We start from the raw sequence: 15,515 nt of genomic DNA, 5'->3' as shown, positions 1-15,515 counted from the left end.
TGACCTGTTACTCTGATGGAAATTTGCTGGCTTTACTGTCTGTTGATCCGGCGAATAAGCATGATGTGAGTGTTGTCCGGGAAAAGTTCTGGGTGATTGTTGAGGAGTTTTCCGGCTGTTTTCTGTTTTTGGATAAGGGGTATGTTAACAGGGAACTCGAGGAGGAGTTTTTGAGGTTTGGCGTTGTTTACACGCCAGTAAAGCGGGGGAATCAGATTAGTAATCTGGAGGAGAAGAAGTTTTACAAGTACTTGTCTGACTTTCGCAGGAGGATTGAGACTTTGTTTTCGAAGTTTTCTGAGTTTCTTCTGAGGCCGAGCAGGAGTGTTAGTTTGAGGGGGTTAGCTGTCAGGATTTTAGGGGCGATTCTGGCCGTGAATCTGGACAGATTATACAACTTCACAGGTGGTGGGAACTAGGGTGTTACCTCGTTGCGTTTTTAGCCAGTGAGTATGGAAGCTACATAAACGGGACAATGATACCCGTAGACGGATGAAGGCTTAACTCGGTGTTTTGATTTTTTCTTTCCAAACCTTTTTATGTGAAGCGGGAATCATACTTTTTGAGTTCTTTAGATAGTTTTTTGTGATTATGCATGTTTGGGGACAAAATGGTTCTTCTGCGAAAGCAATATAAGAGGCGAGAAGTAATACCACACCAATATGACAAACTATCTCTTTAGGTGATGATCATGGGACTAATAGAGGATAAAGCCCTTGTGGAAGCTGCACTGTTTGTTGCAGGACGCCCTTTGAGTCTTAAAGAGCTATCCAAGGCTCTTGGGATTAAGTCTCTAGACTATCTTGAAAAACTCATTGAGCTTATAGCGGCTGAATATGCTGAGAGGAAAAGCGCTATAGAAGTTGTAAGGGTTCTCGGCGATAAGTACGTGATGCAGGTTAAACAAGAATACTCTCAGAGAGTTATTCACCTTATGCCAAGGCCCGACCTGAGAACAGGAGAACTCAAAACCCTCGCTTTAATAGCATATCTACAGCCAATAGAGCAGAGTAAACTGGTGAAGCTTAGAGGAAGTCAGGCTTATGAGCACATAAAACGTCTGCTGGAAATGGGCCTTATTTATGCAGAGCCATATGAGAAGACAAAAATCCTTGGAACAACCCAGAAATTTGCAGAGCTCTACGGATTCCCAGAAAACGACCCCTTGATAATAAAGGAAGCCTTCAAAAAGGTTGTCCATGCCGAATATTCCGACTTAATAGCAAAAATAGAAAAGCAACAAGAAGAGAAAAACGTGGAGTAGTAATTTCTTATACCTCTCGTTTTTCTTTTTCTGCACTATGAAGAAATTTTAAGGGTGTATTGGGGGTTCAAAAACTTTAAATACCCGTTCTGCGAATTACTATTCAGGTGAGTGTATATGACGGTTATAACGAAAGAGGAAATTGTTGATAGGATAAGGAGAAAAACAGGCATGAGCCTGGAGGAAATAGAACGTAAAATCAGAGAGATAGCCCAGGCTAATGAAATCTCCGAACATGCGGCCGCACTTCTTTTGGCAGAGCAGCTTGGGGTAGAGACTGAGGAAGAAGAGCCTGCTCTGATCCATATTGCCGATTTAGTTCCGGGGATGAGAAACATAAACGTTGTTGGTAGAGTTCTTCGCAAGTACCCTGTTAGAGAATACACCAAAAAGGACGGCTCAGTTGGAAGAGTTGCGGGTCTTTTAATTTATGACAATACCGGAAGGGCAAGGGTTGTTTTGTGGGACTCAGAAGTTGCAAAGTATTATAACGAGATTCAACCCGGCACAGTGATCAAGATTATAAATGCAGATGTGAGGGAAAGCCTGAGAGGTCTTCCGGAGATTCATGTCAACTTTAGGAGCAGAGTTATAGTAAACCCTGAAGACCCGAGAGTCAAAGAAATTCCGCCAATTGAGGAGGTAAGAAGCTACAACTACACGAGAAAGAACATTGGAGAGCTGATGGGCGGCGAAAAGTTTGTCGAAGTTAGGGGCACAATAGCAAAGCTCTACAGGGTTATAGCTTACGATGCATGTCCTCAGTGCAGGAGAAAAGTTGACTATGACCCCGCAACGGACACGTGGATATGTATAGAGCACGGTGAGGTTAAGCCAATCAAAGCGACAATACTGGACTTTGGTATCGATGACTCAACGGGCTACATAAGGGTTACCCTATTTGGAGATGATGTCGTGGAGATCCTCGGAGTTGAGCCGGAAGAAATTAGCGAGAAGCTTAAAGAGCTTGTAAATACTGGATTAACTATGAGAGAAGCTGGAAGAAAGCTTGCAGAGGAAGAGTTCTACCATGTTCTTGGAAAGGAGATAATCGTTAGAGGAAACGTCGTTGAGGACAGGTTCTTGGGACTTATATTGAAAGCTTCTTCATGGGATGACGTTGATTATGAAAAGGAAATTGAAAGAGTGAGGAGAGAGCTCTTGGAGGAGGTAGAGTGAGATGGAAGAGATTCCTCAAGTTAGAAGAAGAAAGCCTGCGGTTGAGAAAAAAATTGCCGAGATAACTCCAGAAGATGTAAGGGTGTCATTAGTTGGTAAGGTTGTCAAAGTCGACAAAATAGACTACATCTTTTGGCTTGACGATGGAACTGGGGTAATTGCGATTGAATGTGAGGAAAACATCCTGCCAAAAATTGGGCAACAGGTAAGGGTGATTGGCAGAGTCATTAGAAACGATGAGAAGATACACATCTATGGGGAGGTAGTTCAGGATTTCAGCAATGTAAATCTGGAGTATCTTGAGGAGATTCAAGAACTGGAAAAGAAACTCTTGCCCAAACTTGAAAACGCTCTTGTGTGGTGGTTAGAATGAACAAGAGATTGCCCTCAACAAGGGTCTACATAAAGGACGTCTTAGAGGGATTTTACGTCAAGGGTGAGGGAGATTTTGAGCCAAATTACCTTATCACAAAGGACGCAAGAAAGGTGTATAGGGTAAAGATAGTGGGGACAGTGGTTAGAGACCCCATAATTGCAGAGGATGAAACTTATGGAAAATTCCAGATAGACGATGGGACTGGAGTAATCTGGGTTCTAGGGTTTAGAGACGACACAAGGTTTGTTCGCTTGGTAAAGAGAGGGGACATGGTTCAGCTGATTGGAAAGGTGGCTGAGTGGAGAGATGACAAGCAAATCCTCGTTGAGGGAGTCAGCAAAGTTGACCCCAACATGTGGATACTGCACAGGTACGAGACACTTAAAGACAAAGTTGAGCATATTAAAAAGGCCAAAATCGCTTTTGAGATATACAACACCTACGGAATCACCGCGAAGGCCAAGGTTATTGCAAAGAACAAGGGAATAAGTGAAGATTTACTAAGCACAATAGATGAGCTCTATAGCATAATAATGGAGCAAAAAGCTGAAGAGGCTGCTTTTGAGGAGGAATTGTTTGAGGAAGAGGAAAAAGAGGTCAGTGAAGAACTTGAAGGGGTAAAGAAGGCCGTACTGGAGATACTCAAATCAAAGGGCACTGCGGTCTCATTGAAGTTCATCCAGAGAAAACTTCAAGACAAATACGACCCGGAGACAGTCGAAGAAGCAATTAGGGCTCTCCTTGCGGAAGGAGAGATTTTTGAACCAGAGGTCGGTTATTACCAGATACTCGAATAGCCCTTTTCTTTATAATTTTTTTGAAAAAAAGAAAATCAATACTGCTCTCTCATTGTCCTAATTACAGGATCGTGGATGAGGGTGGAGGTTATGCCGTCTACAAGTCTATAGAACTCGTTTTTGCCTTTCTCTAAATCCATGCTTTCTATCTTTAAAAGCTCGCACTTGTTGCTCAGTATCCACCTTCCGAGCACGATCTTTTCTCTTCCATCTTGCTCGATATCTATTCTTATGACCCCGTAGGGAATGTCTGCAGTCCACCAGTTAGCTTTAAACACAATTTTCCATCCAAGTTCCTCCAAAACATTGACGAGCATTTCCAGAGTCTCTCCCGGACCATAGGGTGTTTTGAATGTGATGACCGTCCACAATTCTTTGTCAGATAATTTGTCTTTAATCTGGTCTTTGAATTCCATACCTTCACACCTCCTTTGTCAATGAGCCTAACAAAAAGCTGAACACCGCCAGGTAAATTGCAATCTTTAACTTTCTTTGAGCTTTCCCAGCAGTAATTGGAGATGGGTCTTTTAAAACTTCGTATGCGGAGAACAAAATTATTCCATCCACGGCTATTATTGGGAGGTATCCAAGGCCGATTCCGGCCTTTACAGGTAAGAACGAGGCGATTACAGTAGCAACACTGAACAGAACCCCAAGTTTTGAGGCCTTTTCAACCCCCCAAACAATGGGGAGAGTTTTGGCTCCATGAGCCATGTCACCCTCAATGTCTTCAACGTCCTTGAATATCTCCCGTGCAACGTTCACTAAAAACGCACAGAGTGCAAGATAACCGGCAAGGCCAATTTTACCAACAGCTATAGCTCCGTAAAGGGGGGTGACTCCCGTAAGGGTCGCTACTATGAGATTCCCAATAAAAGGTGTGGGCTTGAACTTCCAGGCATAGAGGTACATCAGGAGATAAGCCCCGAAGGCAAATAAAAATGCCTGCAGATTAAGCATATATGCTACTAAAAGTCCCAATGCAGCTAAGCATAAACCGTAGACAAGGGCCGCCTTTTTTGAGAGTGCTCCCCTTGGGAGGGGCCTGGTGGGTCGGTTGATTTTATCAATCTCATAGTCAAAGTAGTCGTTGATTATATTGCCCCAGCTGCACCCGAGGAATACCACAAGAAATATCATCAAGCTTTTTTCATAGCCGGGAAAGCTACCTAAAGCCACTGTAGCACCGAGAATTCCAACTAAACCCGCAACAGTACAGTTGGCTGGTCTCAGAATTTCCAAGAATCCTTTGAGCTCCATTAGGCACACCTAATACTAAAAATGAGGAGCGGTTAAAAATCTTTTCCCTAAAGGGCATCTCTGCTTAAAAGCCCAAGTTCCTCCCCATCTTCCCGCACTCTGATTCTTCCAAACCTTATTTCAACGGCATTTTTGAGCTCGTTTTCATCTAAAGGAGTCAGTACATGGGCTTTAAGCTCTTTAAAGTTTATTAGCTTTAGAATTCCAAGCCCCAGGCAAAAACCCTTTTTATCTATGAGACCGACGATGAGATTGCTTAGATTCTCGAAATCAACAGCGTTCATTGAGTTTCTATCAAAATTTCTTGGGAAACTTCCAGCGTCGGCTTTTACAACAAAATACTTCCCTGCAATTTTTCGCCCGTGAAAAACGAGCCACCTAAATAGACTCTCCAGGAGACCTTTTTCCTCTTCACTTATTTCTTTTCCCTGAAACATCATAGTGCCGCTTATGTGGAGTCTTTTAAGGTCTAGGATGTATTCACGGGAGTTTTCAAAGTACCTTTTCCATTTTTCTTTTCTTATTTGCCTTCTTTCCTCCCTTGTATGGAGTTTTGCGTTTTCACTAATTGCTAATCTAATAATCCTTGTTCTGTCTTCAAAGGGTCTTAGGATGTCCTCAAGCTCGTCTTTTCTCTGTAAAGCAAGTATCAAATCAGGCCTGACAAGCTCTATTTTCATTCTTTTTAGCTCGACCCCAGACCCATGAACCAGGCCGGTGGTATCCACTATGACGACATCCGCTCCCCTTTTAATTGCCTCATCAGCAAGGAGCTTAACTCCAGTTACCATTTCCCCAAAAAACTGATTCGGTGCTATTGTGCCGACAAAATAATGTTTTATGGGCTTTATCTCTTCCATTGATGTGAAAATGCTATCAGGAAACCCGAGACTTATGAGGGCAGGAGGTAGAATGCCCTTTTGACCAACGTCACTGTCTACAATTGCTACTCTAAATCCCTGAGAGAGAAGTTCATTAGCTAAAAACACTGTGAGGGTCGTTTTTCCGCTATCAACTCCGCCCAATATCATGATTTTGAGAGGCTTTTTCTCTTTTTGTATGATTTTCAGGACTTCACCTCTGTCTTCTGGAACTTCTTGTGTATATTTTGCCTTGTTCATATATTGAAAGTAAAAGGAAACAATTAAAAAGTTAACTCAAAAATTACTGAAAAAGCATGTAGCAGGATTAATTTACAAAGACCAAAAGGTTTATTAAAACTATAAACCACATAGTTTGTGATTGCAAAACAAATGAAATAGGAGGGGATAAAAATGAATACTGATAGCGCACTTACATCAAGACAAGTGGAGTTGCTTAAAAAGCTTTACAAAGAGGGAAAAACCATAGAAGTACACACCGTTGAAAAAACCCAGGATGAACTGGCTGACGAATTGGGAATAACAAGACAGGCTCTAAGCAACCACCTCAAGACCCTTAAGGAGCTTGGATACATAAGAACAGGTAGGGGATTCATAGACCTTACTGACAAAGCATTGGAGTTTCTGGGTGAAAAGAAGGGGGATGTCTTTGTTTTCGTCAGGATTGAACCCACTAAGAGGAAATCCGTTTATGATGCTATCAAAAAGCTCAAAGTTAAGCGCATTTACAGGGTTACCGGTGACATAGACCTTATTGTTGAAGCAGACAAAACCAGACTTGACGAAATACTAGAGGAGATAGCATCCCTTGATGGGGTTAAAGAAACAATCACCCACGTTGTTCTTGAGACTCTCTGATTTTCTCTTCTATTAATTTTCTGAGCTGATCTAAATTTGTCCCGAATTTCGCAGAAATTGGGATAAAGACATCTTTGTAATTTTCCCACGTTCCACTTAGTCCGAACTTCTCTATGAGGCGGTTTATGGTTGCGTTTAGGTTCTTTACTTTGTCCATCTTGTTGACTGCAACTATGGTTGGTATGTTGAGCTCTTGGAGAAACTGGAAGAACTCTACATCGATGGGTATCTCTCCTCTTTTCTCCCACCTTTCAATGATTTCAAGGGCGCTTTTTCCATCTATAACCAACACTGCAAGCTCAATTTTATCGGCATTGTCTTCTATGAAGCGCACTATTTCGGTTTTTACCTTTTCCTGAACATGTTTTGGCACTCCGCTCATAAACCCAAAACCGGGCATGTCGACTACCTTCTTTCCCCGCCACCCTATTTCTACGGGTTTTCTCGTCACGCCCGGCCTCTTGCCCCTCTTAACGTACTTTCCAGTAAGCCTAAATATCAGCGTGCTTTTCCCAACGTTTGATCGTCCGACGAAGATTATCATCTACACTCACCTTCTTATTTCGGAAAGGCTTAAGTAGAGTAACTTCAAAAATCTTTCCTAGGTGAGTCCTATGGAGAACCAGCAGGGGAACCAACTTATTAATAAGTTTGTGGTCTCATTGATCAATGGACAGATATTGGGCTATGTGACTGACATTAACGTGGAGGTAGACCGTGACCAGTTCTATTTTATTCTGAAAATGAAGTCTCTGGAGAACATAAGCAAGAGCGGTGAACTCCAGCCCGGCATGTTCTCTAGTGAAAAGAAGATAAAAATCAAGCCCTCTGACATTGTCACTGTTGGTCCAGACGTCATAATACTTGGAAATGGCCAAGTCCCACCGATAAGGGAGATAGAGAGGCTCCACAACATAGCTTCAGAGTACAACACCTTGGTGAAAGAGCTGGAGCACAAGGAGAAAGTTATTGCAGAACTTAAGGAAGAAAACTCAAAGCTAATGAAACAGATTGAAGAGCTGACGAAAGAGTTGAAGAGGCTTCAGGTTATCAAAGAAGACTTTGAGCACCTAAAGGAACAGCTTATAAAGCAGGAAGGACAGCTTGAGATGGCAAAAGAGTACATAAGGCTCCTGGAAGGATTAAGGCATGATATAGACCAGATAAAGGCAGATGTCGAGACCCTCATCAAGGGATACATCGAGGACGTCATTAGAAAAATAGTGAATGAGGAATTAAATGCAAGAGGATTAAAGAAAACACTCCTCTAACCAAATATCTGGTGGCCAAACACGTTAAGCAATATCTCAATAGCCACAAATATCAATACTATTGCTATTGCCCCTCTGGGGCTTATTTTTATTGCCCTTGTGTCTTCGTCAAAGAACCTCATCAAACCTGCACCGGTTGGGGGTAGAGTTGTTTTTTCCTTTGCCATTCTCTCACCTCTCCTGTTGAGAACAATAAACACCAGCATATAAAAAAGTTTTTGTCAAAGAAACCTTTTTAAATAAAACCACTTAGCCCATGGTGGACAAGGGGTTTACCCAATGAATCCCGCTAATGAACGTGGAGGTGGGAGGAAATGGCAACATTCAAGCTTGTAATATCCGATCCAAAGAGTGGTATCGCAAAGCAAGTTGAAATTACTGGGGCTGAGGCGGAGAAGTTGATTGGCCTTAGAATAGGAGACGAAATAGAGGCTAAGGAGTTAGGGCTTAATTTGAGTGAAATCTTTGGAAGTGAAATTCCAGCGGATGTTAAGCTTAAAATAACCGGTGGAACTGACAAAGATGGCTTCCCAATGAGGCCTGACGTTCATGGGCCAAGAAGGGTTAGGATTCTCCTTTCAAGAGGCCCCGGATTCAGACCCCAAGAAAAGGGAGAAAGAAGGAAGAAAACCGTTAGGGGCAATACAATAAGCCCTGAAATTGTTCAAATAAACGTTAAAATTGTCTATCCATGAACCCTCCTTCTCCATTCTTTAATCTTTAATTGTCATCGATTAATTTAAAAGTCCTTGTGGTAAGGTTAATAAGGGAGAATAAACCCTTAATTTTGGAGGCGAGGAAAATGGCAAAGAAGAAGTTTAAGCAGGCTGAAGTTAATATTGGTATGGTTGGTCACGTTGATCACGGTAAGACAACACTAACAAGAGCCTTAACCGGAATCTGGACAGATACCCATAGCGAGGAGCTTAGAAGGGGTATCACCATCAAGATAGGTTTTGCCGATGCTGAAATAAGAAAGTGCCCGAGCTGTGGAAAGTATTCTACTTCTCCAAAATGTCCATACTGTGGTGCTGAAACCGAGTTCGAGAGGAGAGTTTCTTTTATAGACGCTCCGGGACACGAGGCTTTGATGACCACAATGCTTGCTGGGGCCTCCTTGATGGATGGTGCGGTTTTGGTTATTGCTGCAAATGAGCCATGTCCAAGACCTCAAACGAGAGAGCACCTAATGGCATTGCAGATAGTAGGGAATAAGAACATAATAATTGCCCAGAACAAGATTGAGCTTGTAACGAAGGAACAGGCTATAGAAAACTATAAGCAGATTAAGGAGTTTGTCAAAGGTACTGTGGCAGAAAACGCTCCTATCATACCAATATCCGCCCTTCACGGAGCAAACATAGACGTGCTGATAAAGGCGATTGAGGACTTTATCCCAACACCCGAGAGAGACCCGAACAAGCCGCCAAAAATGCTCGTCTTAAGGAGTTTCGATGTCAATAAGCCGGGAACTCCCCCTGAAAAGCTTGTTGGTGGAGTTATTGGAGGTTCAATTGTCCAAGGAAAGCTCAAAGTCGGAGATGAAATTGAAATAAGGCCTGGAGTTCCATATGAAGAACATGGAAGAATAAAATACGAGCCCATAACCACTGAGATAGTTTCCCTTCAAGCAGGTGGAAGATTTGTAGAAGAGGCATACCCCGGTGGACTTGTGGGAGTTGGGACTAAGCTTGATCCATTCTTGACCAAGGGGGATTTAATGGCCGGTAACGTCGTCGGAAAGCCCGGTAAGCTCCCACCGGTCTGGCAGGACATCAGGTTAGAAGTGCACCTCCTTGAAAGAGTGGTTGGAACTGAAGAAGAACTCAAAGTAGAGCCTATAAAGAGGAAAGAAGTGCTTCTCCTCAACGTGGGAACAGCGAGAACAATGGGCCTTGTGACAGGAATAGGCAAAGACGAGATTGAGCTCAAGCTCCAAATCCCGATATGTGCAGAGCCCGGAGAGAGAGTTGCAATTAGCAGACAGGTAGGCTCAAGGTGGAGGCTTATCGGCTACGGCTTCATAAGGGAGTGATTCTTTCCCTTTTTTGGTGATTTTATGCGGAAGTGGATCGTTATTCCGGACACGAATTTTCTTTTAATCCCCGGCCAGTTTGGGGTTGACATAGTGAGTGAGCTTCACAGGGTTCTTGATGTGAAGTTTGAGGTTCTTATCCCAAACGTCGTTCTTGACGAGCTTAATGTAATAGAACGCAAGGTCAAAGGAAAAGATCTCATAGCTGTTAGAATGGCCAAAAAGCTGGCTGAAAAGTTCAATATTGTAGAGATAGGCAGGTTTGGAGAAAAGCCCATAGACCAGCAGATACTTGAGTTTGCATTGAAAACTCCAAATGTAATAGTATGCACAAATGACAAAGCATTGAAGAGAAAACTCCGCGAAAATGGCATTCCTGTAGTTTATCTGCGGCAGAAAAAGATTCTTGAGCTTGAAGGCATGCTTTCTTGATGCGGAGAAAGATATATAACCATTTTAGTTCAATTCGGCGTAGGTGTTAAATATGCCATATATAGAGAAAATGGAAATGAAAGGATTCAAATCATATGGGAACAAAAAAGTGGTAGTTCCTTTTTCTCGTGGCTTCACAGCGATAGTTGGTGCCAATGGAAGCGGTAAAAGCAATATTGGCGATGCTATTCTCTTTGTTCTCGGTGGTTTGTCAGCGAAGGCAATGCGTGCAACGAGGATAAGTGACCTCATATTTGCAGGCACAAAAGAGGAGGAGCCTGCTAAATATGCTGAGGTTGCGATATACTTCAACAATGAAGACAGAGGATTTCCAATAGACGAGGATGAGGTAGTCGTAAAGCGGCGTGTCTATCCGGACGGAAGAAGCGTTTACTGGCTCAATGGGAAGAGAACCAGCAGGAGCGATATTCTAGATTTGCTGAGCGCTGCAATGATATCGCCTGAGGGTTACAATTTAGTTCTCCAAGGTGACATAACCAAGTTCATTAAAATGAGCCCAACTGAAAGGAGAATGATAATAGACGAGATTTCTGGTGTAGCAGAATACGACGAGAAGAAAAAGAAAGCCTTAGAAGAGCTAAAGCAGGCAGAAGAGAACTTGGCCAGAGTTGATTTGCTTATAAGGGAAGTGAAAACGCAGCTCGACAAGCTCGAAAAAGAACGAAATGATGCTTTGAGGTACCTAGACCTAAAAGAAAAGCTGGAGATAGCCAGAACAACTTTGCTTGTAGGAGAAGTGAGGAGGCTTGAAAATTTAATTGCAGAAAGCCAGAAAAGAGACAAGGAAATTGAAGAGGAAATAAACGAAATCAGCAAAAAGCTGGAAGAGATCGCGAAGGAAATAGTCGAAAAAGAGAGAACCCTCAATCAAATTGAAAGAGAACTTGAAGAGAAAAGTGAGGATGGTATTCTCGAAGTAACACGGAAGATAAGCGACATCACCTCCAAAATAGAGCTGGCAAAGAAAAACATTGAGCTGGCAAACAGGGAGATTGAAGAAAGCCAGAGAAGACTCATGAAAACAAAGGAAGAGCTTAGGGCAGTCTCTGAAGAAATCGAAAAAAGCAAATCTGCAATAGAAAGATGGAAGAAGAGAAAAGAGATCCTTCTCAAAGAAATACAGGAAAAAGAAAAAGAAAGAAACGAACTAATTCTAAAGCTGGCGGAGATAGATAAGAACTTCTCAATAGCTAAGGAAGAATTCGACAGCGTTGAAAAAGAGCTCGAACAATCGAAGAAGGACTACTATCTCAAAGAAAGTGAAATAGGAAAAATGCACGATGAAATCGAGAGAATCAAGACAAGAAATGCTCAAAATTCCGCAAAAAGACTGGCACTCAAGAGCAAAATTGAAGAAACAAGAGAAGAAATTGAGAAGAAAAAAGCCGAGCTGTCAGAAATAGAGGGGAAGATGGAAAAAACTACCAGCAGGCTAAGAAAGATTGAGAAAGAGCTGGAAGAAAAGCAGCAAAAGCTGGAAAAACTTCTTCCCGAAATTAAAAAATTAAACGAAGATTTGATAAAGGCTGAGGCACAGAGGGAAATCAGCGGCAATAAGACGCTTGAAGCATTGAAGAAAGCGAACATTCCCGGAATTTACGGCTCTCTGGCAGAGCTTATAAAAGTCAGGGATGAGAGCTATCTCACCGCTGTTGAAGTCGCCCTCGGCTCTCATGCTGACAACGTGGTTGTTGAGGATGATAAAGTTGCAGAGAAAGCAATAACCTTCCTCAAGAAAAACAAGCTTGGAAGACTCACGTTTCTTCCGTTAAATAAAATAAAGCCGCGCAAACTTACTGAGACTTCAAAGGGCATCCCCGTTATGGACGTTATTGAGTACAATCCGAAATTCAGAAACGCTGTTTCATTTGCCGTTGGGGATACTTTGATAGTCACCGATATGAATGAAGCCAGAGAGGTTGGAATTGGAAAGGTTAGAATGGTTACGCTTGAGGGGGAGCTCTTAGAGAGGAGTGGAGCAATTGTCGGAGGTTATTACAGACCAAAGGCGAAGCTTGGGATAAATACCGATGAAATAAAGAAACGCTTGGAGGCTCTGGAAAGAGAGAAAGACTCTCTGGAGTCCCAGATAAATGCTCTCAAAATTGAGCAGAAAGGATTGGAGAGAGAGCTATTTGAGCTGAGAATGAAAAAGAGCGACCTTTCAAAAGATCTCCAGGTTCTCCAAAAGGAAATGGATAGACTGCTCAATGAAGATAATGCCCTAAAAGAGGAAATCGAGGAAGGTGAAAAGAGAATAAAAGAGCTTGAAGGGTTGATTCATCAGACAAAAGGTGAGCTCGCGAAGCTCAGCGGAAGAATAGAGAGACTTGAGAAGAAGAGGGAAAAGCTGAGAAAAGCACTCGACAACCCAGAGGCAAGAGAACTTAACCAGAAGATAAGAGAAGTAGAGCACGAGCTCAGTGCCCTTAGAGAGGAGCTCAGTAAAGTTGAATCAAAGCTTGAAAACCTCGATGTGAGGATTAACGAAGAACTAATTCCAAGAAAAGCTGATCTGGAGGAAGAGATTGAAGGGCTTATAAACAGAATAAACGCCTTCAAGGCCAGCATAAGCAAAAACGAAGAAAACATTGCCAGACTGCAGGAGGAACTTGAGACGCTGCAAGAAGCAGAAGAAGAAGTAAAAGAAGAGCTCAAGCATCTTAGGGATGAAAGAGAGAAACTCAGGGAAGAAATCTCCCAGTTGAGAGAAAAGAAGGAAGAGCTCAGAGATGCATTACAAAAACTTAGAATTGAGGCGAATTCACTCAAGATAAGAATCGCTCAATACGAAGCCCAGCTTCGGGAGAAGAACAGGGAGCTCAAGCACCACGACGTTAGGCTTGTCAAGGAGATTCCTCTCGACTTGGAGAAGCTTAGAGAGGAAATAGATGAAATGGAGGAAGAGATTAGAAAGCTTGAGCCAGTTAACATGAAGGCTATTGAGGACTATGAAGTTGTAGAGAGGCGTTACCTTGAGCTCAGATCAAAGAGAGAAAGACTTGAGGCGGAAAAAGACAGCATCGTCGAGTTCATAAATGAAATAGAGGCGCAAAAAAAGAACGTCTTCATGAGAACGCTGAATGCCATTGCAAAGAACTTTTCAGAGCTGTTTGCAAAGCTTTCCCCCGGCGGAGAGGCTAGGTTAATACTCGAAAATCCCGAGGATCCCTTCAGCGGTGGACTGGACATAGAGGCAAAGCCCGCTGGAAAGGAAGTAAAGAGAATAGAGGCAATGAGCGGTGGAGAAAAGGCATTGACAGCATTGGCTTTTGTCTTTGCAATTCAGCACTTTAAGCCAGCCCCGTTCTATCTCTTTGACGAAATCGATGCCCATCTTGACGATGCAAACGTAAAGAGGGTCGCCGATCTAATAAAAGAAGCCTCTAAAGACAGCCAGTTCATAGTAATAACACTTAGGGACGTCATGATGGCTAATGCGGACAAGATAATAGGGGTATCAATGCGCAACGGAATCTCAAGGGTTGTGAGCCTAAGCCTGGAGAAGGCAATGGAGTACCTGGAGAAGGCAAGGGCAAAGAACACAAACGCGGCAATCTAGGTGAAGGAAAATGGAACACAAGAGAGAGGAAGAAATAACTCCCATTGACATTCTCCTCCAGCTCGTAACGATGGGCAAGGTTGACCCCTGGAACATAGACATAGTCGACCTTACAGAGAAGTATATCGAGCGGATCAGGGAAATGCAGGATCTCGACTTAAGGATATCCGCCAGGGCAATCTTAGCCGCTTCTATCCTTCTTAGAATGAAAACCGAGGCACTGCTTTACGGCGGTGAAGACGAGGAAGGAGAAGAGGAGGAAGAAGAGAAAATAAGGGTTGAAGTGGAGCCCTATGTTCCTCCTTTGAGAAGGGTGGAGCGCTATTACACTCTAGATGATCTCATAGAAGCCCTTATGGACGCACTGGAAGAAGCGGAAAAGAAAAAACCCAAGAAGAAAAAGAAAGTCGAGATTGAGGAAGAGATATTCGTTGTTGATGACTTCAGAGTGGATATAGAGAAGCACGTTAACAGGCTCTACGAAATAGTCAAGGAGCTCTACGAAGAAACAAAGGAAAAAATACCCTTCTGGGATCTGATATTTGACCCAACGCCCAAGATAGTGGCAAGAACATTTCTTTATTTACTGTTTCTGGCAAACATGGGAAAGGTCGAGCTTATTCAGGAGGAGCCCTTTGGGGAGATATTTGTAGTCCCAACATAGTCCCTTTCTCTCTTTTTTGCCGGCCTGAATGTTATGGCAAGCAGGGGTTCTTCTTCACCCACATAAATAACCTTTTTCTCCCTGTTTATGTAAAAGTAAAAGATGCCATTGGGAATTTCGCTTAAAAACTTCCGTGGTGTTGTTTTCTTCGCAACCTTTTTCTCTCCCCAGAACACGCACTCATAAGCGTCGTCAATATTTTTGACTTCTTCAAATATCTCCGAAACGGAGAGCTTCTTTCCTTCAAGCTTGGAGCACACGAGGGACTTTCTTTTGTCCGTGAATATAAGGATTCTCTCATTAACCTCAATCTTTTCCGCCCCATTAAGGAAATTCAGAAGAGCTGAGTAAATTTTTTCGCATTTTCTGCTTTTTGAAAGGCGTTTAATTATTCTCTCCTTAGCGTGGTTTGTGAGCAGCATAAGAACACCGAGAAAATTTTAATGGTGCCGGGGGCGGGCTTTGAACCCGCGACCTCCCGGTTTCTCAGGCTCCCCCGAAGGGGAGCAGCCCTATGAGCCGGGCGCTCTGACCAGGCTGAGCCACCCCGGCACTTCCGCATATACCTCTTTGTACTTTGTTTTTAAATTTTTCGCCTCCATAGGGCGTGTTTATAGTAACCTTTATTAGGGTTTTTGCTGAATTCTTTCGGGTGGTTGTCGTGATCCCCAGATGGGATCACAGACTCAAAGACCCTGAAAGCGTGGCATTCGCAATTCTTGACGTTTTAGCAGACTTCGAATCAGAAGGAAAGCTGAAGAACCTGCCAAAATCCAAAAAATTTCCAGTAAAAACAATACTGGCAATACTCCTCTTTAAACAATACTACAACCTACCTCTCAGAGACGCCCAGCACTACGGCAGAAAATTCTTCGGAGCAAACATTCACTACTCAACCCTCCACAACTGGGAGAA

Annotated in this window: 19 protein-coding genes and 1 tRNA gene; 13 read left to right on the top strand and 7 right to left on the bottom strand. The window is 42.9% G+C overall.

Annotation, left to right across the window (positions count from 1 at the left end):
• The 5 genes from GBV73_RS07925 to GBV73_RS07905 form a co-directional block, all read left to right on the top strand.
• Nucleotides 1-419, top strand: a 419-nt coding sequence (locus GBV73_RS07925; RefSeq protein WP_152880017.1) for a transposase, incomplete at its 5' end; no start/stop codon positions are given.
• A gap of 272 nt (nt 420-691) precedes the next feature.
• On the top strand, nt 692-1,264 hold the full coding sequence (gene scpB / locus GBV73_RS07920; RefSeq protein ID WP_042701275.1) for an SMC-Scp complex subunit ScpB: 573 nt from the start codon (nt 692-694) through the stop codon (nt 1,262-1,264).
• Nucleotides 1,265-1,381: 117 nt separating this feature from the next.
• On the top strand, nt 1,382-2,443 hold the full coding sequence (locus GBV73_RS07915) for an OB-fold nucleic acid binding domain-containing protein (protein ID WP_152880584.1): 1,062 nt from the start codon (nt 1,382-1,384) through the stop codon (nt 2,441-2,443).
• 1 nt (nt 2,444) lies between these two features.
• Nucleotides 2,445-2,816, top strand: a complete 372-nt coding sequence (locus GBV73_RS07910) for a replication protein RepA (RefSeq protein WP_152880582.1) — start codon at nt 2,445-2,447, stop codon at nt 2,814-2,816.
• Nucleotides 2,813-3,616: an OB-fold nucleic acid binding domain-containing protein gene (locus tag GBV73_RS07905; protein ID WP_152880579.1), complete on the top strand. Its 804-nt coding sequence runs from the start codon at nt 2,813-2,815 to the stop codon at nt 3,614-3,616. Before GBV73_RS07910 ends, GBV73_RS07905 begins: the two co-directional genes overlap by 4 nt.
• 35 nt (nt 3,617-3,651) lie before the next feature.
• Here the strand turns inward: GBV73_RS07905 and GBV73_RS07900 are convergent, their stop codons facing one another.
• Genes GBV73_RS07900 through GBV73_RS07890 form a run of 3 tightly spaced genes read right to left on the bottom strand, consistent with a single transcriptional unit; the run spans nt 3,652 to nt 5,997 of the window.
• Complete coding sequence (locus GBV73_RS07900; RefSeq protein WP_042701281.1) at nt 3,652-4,032, bottom strand: hypothetical protein; 381 nt, start codon at nt 4,030-4,032, stop codon at nt 3,652-3,654.
• 4 nt (nt 4,033-4,036) lie between these two features.
• Nucleotides 4,037-4,876 (bottom strand): geranylgeranylglycerol-phosphate geranylgeranyltransferase, encoded by an 840-nt coding sequence (locus tag GBV73_RS07895; RefSeq protein ID WP_042701282.1) that lies wholly within the window; start codon nt 4,874-4,876, stop codon nt 4,037-4,039.
• A 47-nt stretch (nt 4,877-4,923) separates the two neighbouring features.
• Nucleotides 4,924-5,997, bottom strand: coding sequence for a Clp1/GlmU family protein (locus GBV73_RS07890; protein ID WP_152880577.1), 1,074 nt, complete (start codon nt 5,995-5,997; stop codon nt 4,924-4,926).
• A gap of 153 nt (nt 5,998-6,150) precedes the next feature.
• Here GBV73_RS07890 and GBV73_RS07885 point away from each other — a divergent pair, with 153 nt between their 5' ends.
• Nucleotides 6,151-6,615, top strand: a complete 465-nt coding sequence (locus GBV73_RS07885; protein WP_042701286.1) for an Lrp/AsnC family transcriptional regulator — start codon at nt 6,151-6,153, stop codon at nt 6,613-6,615.
• Here GBV73_RS07885 and engB read toward each other — a convergent pair.
• A complete protein-coding gene (gene engB, locus GBV73_RS07880) occupies nt 6,587-7,159 on the bottom strand; it encodes a GTP-binding protein EngB (protein ID WP_042701287.1) in 573 nt (190 codons plus the stop codon). The genes GBV73_RS07885 and engB overlap by 29 nt on opposite strands.
• 70 nt (nt 7,160-7,229) lie before the next feature.
• Between engB and GBV73_RS07875 the strand changes: the two genes are divergently transcribed.
• Entirely contained in the window at nt 7,230-7,886 is a 657-nt protein-coding gene (locus tag GBV73_RS07875; RefSeq protein WP_042701289.1) for a hypothetical protein, read from the top strand.
• Here GBV73_RS07875 and GBV73_RS07870 read toward each other — a convergent pair.
• A complete protein-coding gene (locus GBV73_RS07870) occupies nt 7,883-8,053 on the bottom strand; it encodes a preprotein translocase subunit Sec61beta (protein ID WP_152880575.1) in 171 nt (56 codons plus the stop codon). The two genes, GBV73_RS07875 and GBV73_RS07870, sit on opposite strands and share 4 nt — an antisense overlap.
• A 147-nt stretch (nt 8,054-8,200) precedes the next feature.
• Between GBV73_RS07870 and GBV73_RS07865 the strand changes: the two genes are divergently transcribed.
• The 5 genes from GBV73_RS07865 to GBV73_RS07845 all read left to right on the top strand — a co-directional run bounded on the left by GBV73_RS07865 (nt 8,201) and on the right by GBV73_RS07845 (nt 14,600).
• Nucleotides 8,201-8,581 carry a 30S ribosomal protein S6e gene (locus tag GBV73_RS07865; protein WP_152880573.1) on the top strand — a complete coding sequence of 127 codons (381 nt, stop codon included), beginning with the start codon at nt 8,201-8,203 and terminating at the stop codon, nt 8,579-8,581.
• A gap of 107 nt (nt 8,582-8,688) precedes the next feature.
• Nucleotides 8,689-9,921, top strand: coding sequence for a translation initiation factor IF-2 subunit gamma (gene eif2g, locus GBV73_RS07860; protein WP_152880571.1), 1,233 nt, complete (start codon nt 8,689-8,691; stop codon nt 9,919-9,921).
• A 24-nt stretch (nt 9,922-9,945) separates the two neighbouring features.
• Nucleotides 9,946-10,353, top strand: coding sequence for a PIN domain-containing protein (locus tag GBV73_RS07855; protein ID WP_152880569.1), 408 nt, complete (start codon nt 9,946-9,948; stop codon nt 10,351-10,353).
• Between the two features lie 52 nt (nt 10,354-10,405).
• Nucleotides 10,406-13,936: a chromosome segregation protein SMC gene (gene smc, locus GBV73_RS07850; protein ID WP_152880567.1), complete on the top strand. Its 3,531-nt coding sequence runs from the start codon at nt 10,406-10,408 to the stop codon at nt 13,934-13,936.
• A gap of 10 nt (nt 13,937-13,946) precedes the next feature.
• Entirely contained in the window at nt 13,947-14,600 is a 654-nt protein-coding gene (locus GBV73_RS07845) for a ScpA family protein (protein ID WP_152880565.1), read from the top strand.
• Here the strand turns inward: GBV73_RS07845 and GBV73_RS07840 are convergent.
• Both GBV73_RS07840 and GBV73_RS07835 read right to left on the bottom strand, forming a co-directional pair.
• Nucleotides 14,558-15,022 carry a hypothetical protein gene (locus GBV73_RS07840; protein ID WP_152880563.1) on the bottom strand — a complete coding sequence of 155 codons (465 nt, stop codon included), beginning with the start codon at nt 15,020-15,022 and terminating at the stop codon, nt 14,558-14,560. The genes GBV73_RS07845 and GBV73_RS07840 overlap by 43 nt on opposite strands.
• Before the next feature lie 22 nt (nt 15,023-15,044).
• Nucleotides 15,045-15,152, bottom strand: a tRNA-Met gene (locus GBV73_RS07835).
• A 55-nt stretch (nt 15,153-15,207) separates the two neighbouring features.
• Here GBV73_RS07835 and GBV73_RS07830 point away from each other — a divergent pair.
• On the top strand, nt 15,208-15,515 hold a 308-nt coding region (locus tag GBV73_RS07830), incomplete at its 3' end, for a hypothetical protein (RefSeq protein WP_152878962.1).

Source organism: Thermococcus sp. 101 C5, assembly GCF_009372125.1.
GTDB classification, from domain to species: Archaea; Methanobacteriota_B; Thermococci; order Thermococcales; family Thermococcaceae; genus Thermococcus_A; species Thermococcus_A bergensis.
This window is presented reverse-complemented; position numbering and strand designations above follow the sequence as displayed.

Coding starts and splice junctions, on each gene's coding strand:
- scpB (WP_042701275.1), top strand. CDS start 692: ATGGGACTAATAGAGGATAAAGCCCTTGTGGAAGCTGCACTGTTTGTT.
- GBV73_RS07915 (WP_152880584.1), top strand. CDS start 1,382: ATGACGGTTATAACGAAAGAGGAAATTGTTGATAGGATAAGGAGAAAA.
- GBV73_RS07910 (WP_152880582.1), top strand. CDS start 2,445: ATGGAAGAGATTCCTCAAGTTAGAAGAAGAAAGCCTGCGGTTGAGAAA.
- GBV73_RS07905 (WP_152880579.1), top strand. CDS start 2,813: ATGAACAAGAGATTGCCCTCAACAAGGGTCTACATAAAGGACGTCTTA.
- GBV73_RS07900 (WP_042701281.1), bottom strand. CDS start 4,032: ATGGAATTCAAAGACCAGATTAAAGACAAATTATCTGACAAAGAATTG.
- GBV73_RS07895 (WP_042701282.1), bottom strand. CDS start 4,876: ATGGAGCTCAAAGGATTCTTGGAAATTCTGAGACCAGCCAACTGTACT.
- GBV73_RS07890 (WP_152880577.1), bottom strand. CDS start 5,997: ATGAACAAGGCAAAATATACACAAGAAGTTCCAGAAGACAGAGGTGAA.
- GBV73_RS07885 (WP_042701286.1), top strand. CDS start 6,151: ATGAATACTGATAGCGCACTTACATCAAGACAAGTGGAGTTGCTTAAA.
- engB (WP_042701287.1), bottom strand. CDS start 7,159: ATGATAATCTTCGTCGGACGATCAAACGTTGGGAAAAGCACGCTGATA.
- GBV73_RS07875 (WP_042701289.1), top strand. CDS start 7,230: ATGGAGAACCAGCAGGGGAACCAACTTATTAATAAGTTTGTGGTCTCA.
- GBV73_RS07870 (WP_152880575.1), bottom strand. CDS start 8,053: ATGGCAAAGGAAAAAACAACTCTACCCCCAACCGGTGCAGGTTTGATG.
- GBV73_RS07865 (WP_152880573.1), top strand. CDS start 8,201: ATGGCAACATTCAAGCTTGTAATATCCGATCCAAAGAGTGGTATCGCA.
- eif2g (WP_152880571.1), top strand. CDS start 8,689: ATGGCAAAGAAGAAGTTTAAGCAGGCTGAAGTTAATATTGGTATGGTT.
- GBV73_RS07855 (WP_152880569.1), top strand. CDS start 9,946: ATGCGGAAGTGGATCGTTATTCCGGACACGAATTTTCTTTTAATCCCC.
- smc (WP_152880567.1), top strand. CDS start 10,406: ATGCCATATATAGAGAAAATGGAAATGAAAGGATTCAAATCATATGGG.
- GBV73_RS07845 (WP_152880565.1), top strand. CDS start 13,947: ATGGAACACAAGAGAGAGGAAGAAATAACTCCCATTGACATTCTCCTC.
- GBV73_RS07840 (WP_152880563.1), bottom strand. CDS start 15,022: ATGCTGCTCACAAACCACGCTAAGGAGAGAATAATTAAACGCCTTTCA.